This is a genomic window from Nocardioides pakistanensis, from assembly GCF_054781215.1.
The window spans coordinates 1-8082 of sequence record NZ_BAAGUV010000009.1 but is presented as its reverse complement, the minus strand read 5'-3'; the positions used below and the strand labels follow the sequence as shown (position 1 = coordinate 8082).

The 8082-nt window shown below is 72.4% G+C and carries 9 protein-coding genes; 5 read left to right on the top strand and 4 right to left on the bottom strand.

Annotated elements, in window-relative coordinates; genetic code table 11:
• The 5 genes from cobC to ACYVIH_RS03355 all read left to right on the top strand — a co-directional run.
• Positions 1-934 (top strand): Rv2231c family pyridoxal phosphate-dependent protein CobC (gene cobC / locus ACYVIH_RS03375; RefSeq protein ID WP_460865997.1); only part of this gene is annotated, 934 nt, incomplete at its 5' end.
• Between the two features lie 8 nt (positions 935-942).
• Positions 943-1983, top strand: a complete 1041-nt coding sequence (gene cobT / locus ACYVIH_RS03370) for a nicotinate-nucleotide--dimethylbenzimidazole phosphoribosyltransferase (RefSeq protein WP_460865994.1) — start codon at positions 943-945, stop codon at positions 1981-1983.
• Positions 1980-2927, top strand: coding sequence for a cobalamin biosynthesis protein (locus tag ACYVIH_RS03365; protein WP_460865992.1), 948 nt, complete (start codon positions 1980-1982; stop codon positions 2925-2927). Before cobT ends, ACYVIH_RS03365 begins: the two co-directional genes overlap by 4 nt.
• A 143-nt stretch (positions 2928-3070) precedes the next feature.
• A complete protein-coding gene (locus ACYVIH_RS03360) occupies positions 3071-3289 on the top strand; it encodes a CbtB domain-containing protein (protein ID WP_460865990.1) in 219 nt (72 codons plus the stop codon).
• A gap of 172 nt (positions 3290-3461) precedes the next feature.
• A complete protein-coding gene (locus ACYVIH_RS03355; RefSeq protein WP_460865988.1) occupies positions 3462-4289 on the top strand; it encodes a CbtA family protein in 828 nt (275 codons plus the stop codon).
• Between the two features lie 36 nt (positions 4290-4325).
• Here ACYVIH_RS03355 and ACYVIH_RS03350 read toward each other — a convergent pair whose 3' ends face one another.
• Genes ACYVIH_RS03350 through cobF form a run of 4 tightly spaced genes read right to left on the bottom strand, consistent with a single transcriptional unit; the run spans position 4326 to position 7946 of the window.
• Complete coding sequence (locus ACYVIH_RS03350; protein ID WP_460865986.1) at positions 4326-5015, bottom strand: (2Fe-2S) ferredoxin domain-containing protein; 690 nt, start codon at positions 5013-5015, stop codon at positions 4326-4328.
• Positions 5012-5746, bottom strand: coding sequence for a cobalt-precorrin-6A reductase (locus tag ACYVIH_RS03345; protein ID WP_460865984.1), 735 nt, complete (start codon positions 5744-5746; stop codon positions 5012-5014). The genes ACYVIH_RS03350 and ACYVIH_RS03345 overlap by 4 nt, the downstream gene beginning before the upstream one ends.
• Positions 5743-7221 carry a cobyric acid synthase gene (locus ACYVIH_RS03340; RefSeq protein ID WP_460865981.1) on the bottom strand — a complete coding sequence of 493 codons (1479 nt, stop codon included), beginning with the start codon at positions 7219-7221 and terminating at the stop codon, positions 5743-5745. The genes ACYVIH_RS03345 and ACYVIH_RS03340 overlap by 4 nt, the downstream gene beginning before the upstream one ends.
• A complete protein-coding gene (gene cobF / locus ACYVIH_RS03335; protein ID WP_460865978.1) occupies positions 7218-7946 on the bottom strand; it encodes a precorrin-6A synthase (deacetylating) in 729 nt (242 codons plus the stop codon). The genes ACYVIH_RS03340 and cobF overlap by 4 nt, the downstream gene beginning before the upstream one ends.
• Between the last annotated feature and the right edge of the window lie 136 nt (positions 7947-8082).

Here is an 8082-nt window from a genome sequence, read left to right as displayed (position 1 = left end):
CTGGCTGGAGCGCGCCCTGCGCGACAGCCTCACCGCGGCGGCGGCGTACCCCGACGCCGAGCCGGCTCGCGCCGCGATCGCCCAGCGGCACGGCCGAGAGCTCGAGGAGGTCCTTCCGACCGCCGGCGCCGCGGAGGCGTTCACGCTGATCGCGCAGTCACGTCGGTGGCGGCGCCCCGTCGTCGTACACCCCCAGTTCACCGAGCCGCATGCGGCGCTGGAGCAGGCCGGACACACCGTGACGACGGTGCTGTGCCGACCGGAGAATGGCTTCGCGCTCGACCCCGACGCGATCCATGATGACGCCGACCTCGTCGTCATCGGCAATCCCACCAATCCGACCGGTGTCCTCCACCCCGCAGACCTGCTCCGCGGTCTGCGCCGGAGAGGTCGACTCGTCGTGGTCGACGAGGCCTTCATGGACGCGGTCCCCGGCGAGACCGGCTCCTTGGCCCACGAGCGCCTGGAGGGCCTGGTGGTCGTCCGGAGCCTGACCAAGCACTGGTCCATCCCGGGCATCCGAGCCGGCTACATCGTCGGCGATCGCACGCAGGTCCGTTCGTTGGCCGACCGGCAAACGCCTTGGTCCGTCTCCGCGCCGGCCATCGCCGCAACGATCGCGTGCACCAGCCGCGCCGCGACCGCCGAGGCCCACGAGCGCGCGGCCACCCTCACTCGGTGGCGCGACGTGCTGGAGCACGGTCTGCGCGGACGCAACATCCCCTACGTGCCGTCGGCGGCGCCCTTCGTCCTGGCGCGGCCCGGACCCGGCGCCCACGCGGCGCTGAGAGAGCGCGGTGTCGCCGTACGCCGGGCCGACACGTTCCCCGGCCTCGACGCCACCTGGGTCCGTGTCGCCGTCCGAGCCCCGGCGATGACCGACCGGCTGTTCGCCGCGCTCGACGCGGTCCGTCTCCTCCAACCCACCTCGTGAGGTCCGTCATGCCCTACGTCTCCGCCCCCTCCGACATCGCCCGCGACCACGCCGCCAAGCGGTTGGCCGCGCTGGCCACCCCGCCTGGCGCCCTCGGCCGCCTCGGCGAGCTGGGTGTCTGGCTCGCGTCCTGCCAGGGACAGGTACCTCCCCGACCCCTGGACGACGTCCGGCTCGTCATCTTCGCCGGCGACCACGGCGTCGCCGCGCACGGTGTCTCCGCGTTCCCGTCGGCGATCACCGGTGACATGGTCCGCACGTTCCTTGCCGGCAAGGCCGCTGTGAATGCCCTGGCGGCGACGCACGACGTCGCCGTCCGGGTGCTCGACCTCGGCGTCGACGACGACTTCTCCGACGTCGAGCCGGAGGCTCGTGCGGCCCTCACGGCCCACAAGGTCCGCCGGTCGAGCGGCGCCATCCACCTCGAGGACGCACTCACGCCCGACCAGACGCGCCAGGCCCTCGACGCCGGGGCCGCCATCGCGCGCGAGGAGATCAGGGCCGGTGCCCAGCTGCTCCTCGGCGGAGACATGGGCATCGGCAACACCACTCCGGCGGCGGCGCTCATCGCTGCCGGGCTCGGGCTTCCCGCAGCCGAGGTGGTGGGACGCGGCACGGGGATCGACGATGTCGCGCTGGCGCACAAGACCGAGGTCGTCGACGCCGCCCTCCGGCGTGCCGGCACCCGGGTCGGCGACCCGGTCGAGACTCTGACCGCCCTGGGCAGCGCAGACCTGGCCGCCACGACCGGCTACCTCCTCGCGGCCGCCCAGGACGGCGTCCCGGTGGTGCTCGACGGACTGATGAGCGTGGCCTGTGCGCTGACCGCCGACCGGATCGAGCCGGGCGCCGCCGCCTGGTACGCCGCCGGTCACCGGTCGACAGAGCCTGCTCAGTCGCTCGCGATCGCCAAGATGGGCCGAGACCCGGTGCTCGACCTCGGCATGCGGCTGGGGGAGGGGTCAGGCGCTGTCGCGGCCGTGCCGATGGTCCGCAGCGCCTCGGCCGTTCTGCGCGAGGTGGCGTTGCTCTCCGAGCTACGGGCGTGAGCGCCCGGGCCTACGGTCTGCTGCTCGGCTTTGCCGCGGACCGCATGCTGGGAGACCCGCAACGTGTCCATCCGGTTGCCGGCTTCGGCACCGCGGCGGCGGCCCTGGAGCGACGGCTGTACGCCGACTCGCGGCTGCGGGGTGCGGCACACACGGCAGCGCTGGTCGGAGCGGCGATCGTCGTCGGTGTCGCGGCCGAGCGGGCCGCGCGGCATCCTGCGGCACGGGCAGGCGCCACCGCCGTGGCGACCTGGGTGGTGCTCGGTGGTCGCTCGCTCGAACGGGAGGCCCTCGGGGTGGACGCTTGCCTGGGCGACGGCGACATGCCCGCAGCCCGCGAGCGCCTCACCCACCTGGTGGGCCGTGACACCTCGGCGCTGGATGAGTCGGAGGTCGCCCGCGCGGTGGTGGAGTCGGTCGCGGAGAACACCTCGGACGCCGTCGTGGCACCGCTCGTGTGGGGTGCCGTTGCGGGGGTGCCCGGGCTGCTCGGCTACCGGGCGGCCAACACTCTTGACGCGATGGTCGGCCACCACAACGACCGCTACGAGCGGTTCGGCTGGGCCGCCGCGCGCTTAGACGATCTGGTCAACCTGCCCGGCTCGCGGCTCGCCGGTGCCGCTACTCTCCTCGCCACGCCACGAACGGCGCGGTCCGCCGCCCGGGCCTGGCGCCGCGACGCTGCCGCCCATCCAAGCCCGAACGCCGGCGTCGTCGAGGCGACCTTCGCCGGCGCGCTCGGCATCCGGCTGGGCGGCACGAACCGCTACTACGGCGGCCGGATCGAGCACCGGGCCGTCATGGGTGACGGCCGGGCCGTACGGCCTGAGGACATCGGCTGCGCAGCCCAACTCGCACGCAGGGTCGGCATCATCGGTGCGGTCGTGTCGGCATCTGGCGCGCTACTCGTGGCTAGGCGCACACAGTGGGCCGGCGTGCGATAGCATCCGGCTGACGGGCACGAGGAAGCCGGTGTGAATCCGGCACAGTCGCGCTACTGTGACATCGCCTCCGGGCGGTGGAGTCAGACCCGAGTGTCCGTATCCATCCCATCGAACAGGGACGCACGTATCCCTGAGGAGGAAACATGTCGCAGCTCTCTGCGGCGCCGGTCGCTGGCGCCCCTTCCGTTCCCACCATTCCGGTCGGCCAGCTCGCGCCATGGGCGCTGTTCTTCGGTCTGCTCAGCCTGCTGGTGCTCTTCTTCGTCAGCACTGACCAGGGTGCGGTGTCCCTCTTCGCCGGGACGGCGCTTCACGAGTGGGTCCACGACGGACGTCACCTCTTGGGCTACCCCTGCCACTAGGCACGGATCCAGCCAGGCCTCGGGCCTCGGGCCTCAGCCCTGGCCCCAGGTCGAGCTCCGAGCGCGCTTCGGCGCGATAGGGACCCCGTCAAACGCAGCGGGGCCGTTGATGACCCTTCTCGCCGCGTGGCGCTGACGTCGGCGCCGCGCTGCTTTCCTGAACGGAACAAGCATGACTGCACGCGCATTTCTGATCCGCGGCCTGGTTGCCGGGCTGGTCGCCGGCATCGCCACCTTCTTCGTCGCCTACTCGGTAGGGGAGCCCCACGTCGAGGCCGCCATCGCCCTCGAGGAGTCGACCGCCGCCTCCGGCGAGGCGCCGGCCGAGGGATCCCACGACCATAGCGACGAGCCCTCCGGCGGACACAGCGACACGGACAGCCACTCCCACGGTGAGGAGGACGAAAACACGGCGGTCTCTCGAGGCACTCAGAGAACCTGGGGGCTGCTCACCGGCAGCCTCGCCGTCGGTGTCGCGCTCGGCGGCATCGTCGCCCTGGTCGCGGCCGGTGCCGTCGGTCGCATGGGCCGGCTACAGCCCGGCCAGTCCACCGCCCTGGTTGCCTTGCTCGGTTTCGTCGCCTTCGCCCTGGTGCCGTTCCTGAAGTATCCGGCGAACCCGCCGGCGGTAGGAAGTGGTGACACCATCGGCGACCGGACTGCGCTCTACTTCGGCTTCGTGGTCGTCTCGGTCCTGGTGGCCGTCTCCGCGACGTACGCCGGGCTGCGGCTGTGCGACCGCCTCGGCACCTTCGGCGGCGTCGTCGTCGGGGCAGCCGGCTACCTGGCCGTCATGGTCGTGGCCGGCCAACTGTTCACCACCGTCAACGAGGTCGGCGACTTCCCGGGCGACACGCTGTGGTTCTTCCGCCGGGCGTCACTGTTCACGCTGGCCACGATGTGGGGCGTGATCGGCGTGGTGCTCACCGGACTGGTCGGTCGGCTCTACGCCGCGCAGACGGCGCAGGCGCAGCGGCGGGCGCTCGCCGCGAGCCTCTGAACGCGAGTCCCGCGAACCAACCGTCGGCTCCCACGCTCAGCGCCGGAGCCGACGGCTTTCCACGGGAGTGTCGGCAACCAGGTGGTCGGCCACGATCCGCCGGGCTGTGTCGGCGTCGACGCCGCCGTACCAGACGTCGTCGGGCTGCACGCTGACGACCGGCGCCTGGTTGCAGGGGAACTGGCAACCGGTGTGGGTGAGCAGCACGTCGTGGTCGCCGAGGCCGGCCTCCATGAGTCCCAGGATCAGCGCGCGGGCGGTCTCGTCGGATCCCCGGGCCGTGCAGCGCGGCCCGCGGCAGACGAGCACCTGACGCTGGTGGCGGGTCACGTCCTCCCAGGCGGCCGAGGTCAGGCCCGGCTCGTCGCCGGAGATCGGCTTGAGGTCGAACAGCGTGACCTCGATGCCCTCGATCGTGGTCGCCAGCCGGGTCGCGACCTCGATGACCGGGCGGTGCCCGGTACGCTCGCGCCACCAGTGTGCGGCGATGCGGCGCAGCCAGGAGTGGGCCGGCGAGAGCGGCCCCAGGTTCACCCCGGCGAGGATGACCGTAGCGGTGCCGAGGTCCGCGAGCCGGGTGAGCTCGCGCGAGAGCGACGGGTCGCCCATCTGCAGGAAGGCGACGCTCGCACCGTGGCAGGCGGCTGCAGTCAGCAGCTCGTCGCGCCGGTCGACATCGGAGACGGACATGCCAACGACGACCAGCGCTGTGTCCGGCTCATTCACGATTGCTCCCTGACCCACGCGACGGCATCGTCCACGTCGTGCACGGTCGGCACCCCCACCGGGCCGGCGGGGCGTCGTACGACGACCACGGCGACGCCGAGCTCGGCGGCGGCCTGCATCTTGGGCCAGGTGTAGGTGCCACCGGAGTCCTTGGTGACGAGGACGTCGATGGCGTGCTGCCGGATCAGGGCGAGCTCGCCGTCGAGGGTGTAGGGGCCCCGGCTGGTCAGCAGCGTCCATGGCTCGGGCAGGTCGGTGGCGGGGCGGTCGACGACCCGGGCGAGCACGGCATGTTTGGACAGGACGGGGACGAAGCGAGCCAGCTCCTGGCGGCCGACCGTGAGGAACGGGCGCGCACCGAGGGAGGCGGCCAGCGTGCTCGCCTGCTCGTGGTCGTCGGCGTAGTTCCAGCTCGGGTCCGGTTCCCAACCGGGGCGCTCGAGCCGCAGCAGGGGGACGCCGTCGAGGCGACAGGCGGCCACAGCGTTCGAACTCATACCGAGGGCGAAGGGATGCGTCGCATCGACCACGACGTCGTACTCAGCGAGCGCGGACTGCAGGCCCGCGACGCCGCCGAAGCCGCCGATGCGCACCCTCCCGACCGGCAGTCGTGGCTCGGCCACCCGGCCGGCCAGCGAGCTGGTCACCTCGATGTCGCGGTCGTGATCGCCGACCAATCGGGCCGCGAGGTCACGGGCCTCGCTGGTGCCTCCCAGGAGCAGCAGCCTCATGCGGAACCTCCTGGCGGTAGGACGGGCAGGCCGGCCGGTGCGCCGTCGCGGGCGAGTTCCAGTAGCGCGTCGACGTCGAGGTGCTCCTCGACCAGGTCGCCCAGCCGTTCGAGCCGCGCGTCGCGGGCAGCACTGAAGCTGACCCCGGACGGTTCTCGGCCGAGCAGCTCAGAGAGCAGCGCGCCCCGCAACGCGTCGCCCTCGAGGCTGCCGTGCCACATCGTGCCGAGGACGTTGCCCTCGCGAGCGCCGCCGAGGAACTCCTCGCCGCCGCCGCGGGTGATCCGGCCGTGGTGGATCTCGTAGCCCGACGCGGGTGCGTCCAGGGCGGCGCCGGTAGGCAGGCGCAGCACCTTCTCCGCGGCGAAGTCGGTGCGGACGTCGAGGAGCCCCAGGCTCTCGACCTCGGCACCCGGCATTCCTTCGACACCGTCAGGGTCGGTGATGGTCCGGCCGAGCATCTGGAAGCCGCCGCAGATGCCGAGCACCGGTCGACCACGGCGGGCGTGGTCGTGGATCGCGGCGTCGAGGCCCCGCGCGCGCAGCCAGGCCAGGTCGCTGATCGTCGAGCGGGTGCCCGGCACCACGATCAGGTCGGCGTCGGCGACGTCGCGGGCGCCGGAGACGAAGACGACGTCGAGGTCGGGTTCGAGGCCGAGAGCATCGACGTCGGTGAAGTTGCTGATCCGCGGCAACCGCACCACCGCGACCCGGAAGGCGCCGTCGCCGCGCGCACGACGACCGTCGAGGTCGAGGGCGTCCTCGGAGTCCAGCCACAGGCTCGGATCCCACGGCAGCACGCCGTACACCGGACGGCCGGTGAGCCGCTCCAGCGAGTCCAGGCCGGGGGAGAGGAGCGCCAGTTCGCCGCGGAACTTGTTGACCACGAAACCCGCGACAAGCCTCTGGTCGGCGGGCTCCAGGAGCGCAACCGTGCCGTACATCGCCGCGAAGACGCCGCCCCGGTCGATGTCGCCCACGACCACGGTGGGGAGCGATGCGTGCCGGGCAAGACCCATGTTCACGTAGTCGCCGGCGCGCAGGTTGATCTCGGCCGGGCTCCCGGCTCCCTCGGCTACGATGACGTCGAAGCGCGAGGCGAGGTCGTCGTACGCGGTGTGCGCGGCCGTGGCCAGGTGGCGTCGGCCGGTCTCCCAGTCCGCCGACGAGACCTCGCCCGCGGGGTGGCCCATCAGGACGACATGGCTGCGTCGGTCGCTGCCCGGCTTGAGAAGCACCGGGTTCATCGCCGGCTCGGGTGTGACCCGGGCGGCCAGTGCCTGGACCCACTGTGCCCGGCCGATCTCGGCGGTCGTGCCGTCGGTGGCGGCGCAGACCATCGAGTTGTTCGACATGTTCTGGGCCTTGTACGGCGCCACCTTGACGCCGCGTCGGGCGAAGGCGCGGCACAGGCCGGTGGTGACGACCGACTTGCCCGCGTCCGAGGTCGTCCCGGCGACGAGCAGACCGCTCACAGCTGCGCCTCCCGAGCCCGCAGCACATAGACGTCCATCACCCAGCCGGCCGTTGTCTTCGCACGCTCGCGGGCCGCTTCGATCGACGGCAGCACGTCGGCGACCCGCCCCGCGGCGAGCTCCTCGGAGTCGGTGCCGAGGTTGGCACCCCACCAGATCGACCAGTCGTCGAGCCCGGCCAGGTCGAGGGTGCCGGTGAGCATGACGCACAGGTTGGTCTGGCCGTCCGCGAGGTCCTTGCGGAGCCGGCGGCCGGTGGTGATGTGGACGGGCTGCCCGACCGGGTGCAGCACGATCCGGTGACGGGCGGCCAACAACTGCGGTGCGCTGATCCCCGGGAGGACGTCGTACTCCAGCGGCAACCGCTCGACGAGCCGGTCGACGACCCGGAGCGTCGAGTCGTAGAGCGACGGGTCGCCCCAGACGAGGAACGCCGCGGTGCCGCCCCGCTCACGCAGGACCTGCTCGTAGGCCGCCACCCGAGCCTCGTGCCACTCCTGGACCGCCTTGGCATAGTCGGCCGGATCCGCCCGATCCCGCTCGGGATCGGGGACCGCGACCACCTCGACGCCATGCTGGGCCGCGATGCCCCGGCGGACCGAGAGCAGGCTGTCGTCCTCGCGCTTCTCGGCGGCGAGCACGTAGTCACACGACCGGAGCGCGTCGGCCACCTCGGGGGTGACGTGCTGCGGCCCCATCCCAACGCCGAGAACGCGGATCCTCATCGTGCGCTCACTCGCGGTCCTCGAGGTCACCCTCGACCTCGAGGTACACCTGCTGCATCGCGGCCAGGATCTCGGCGTCGGGCTCGGCCCACAGGCCACGCTCGGCGGCCTCGTGGAGTCGTTCGACGATGCCGCG

What these genes read in the sequence shown, in the direction of transcription:
- ACYVIH_RS03345 (WP_460865984.1), bottom strand. Translation starts at nt 5,746, where the DNA reads ATGAGGCTGCTGCTCCTGGGAGGCACCAGCGAGGCCCGTGACCTCGCG.
- cobF (WP_460865978.1), bottom strand. Translation starts at nt 7,946, where the DNA reads ATGAGGATCCGCGTTCTCGGCGTTGGGATGGGGCCGCAGCACGTCACC.
- ACYVIH_RS03360 (WP_460865990.1), top strand. Translation starts at nt 3,071, where the DNA reads ATGTCGCAGCTCTCTGCGGCGCCGGTCGCTGGCGCCCCTTCCGTTCCC.
- cobT (WP_460865994.1), top strand. Translation starts at nt 943, where the DNA reads ATGCCCTACGTCTCCGCCCCCTCCGACATCGCCCGCGACCACGCCGCC.
- ACYVIH_RS03355 (WP_460865988.1), top strand. Translation starts at nt 3,462, where the DNA reads ATGACTGCACGCGCATTTCTGATCCGCGGCCTGGTTGCCGGGCTGGTC.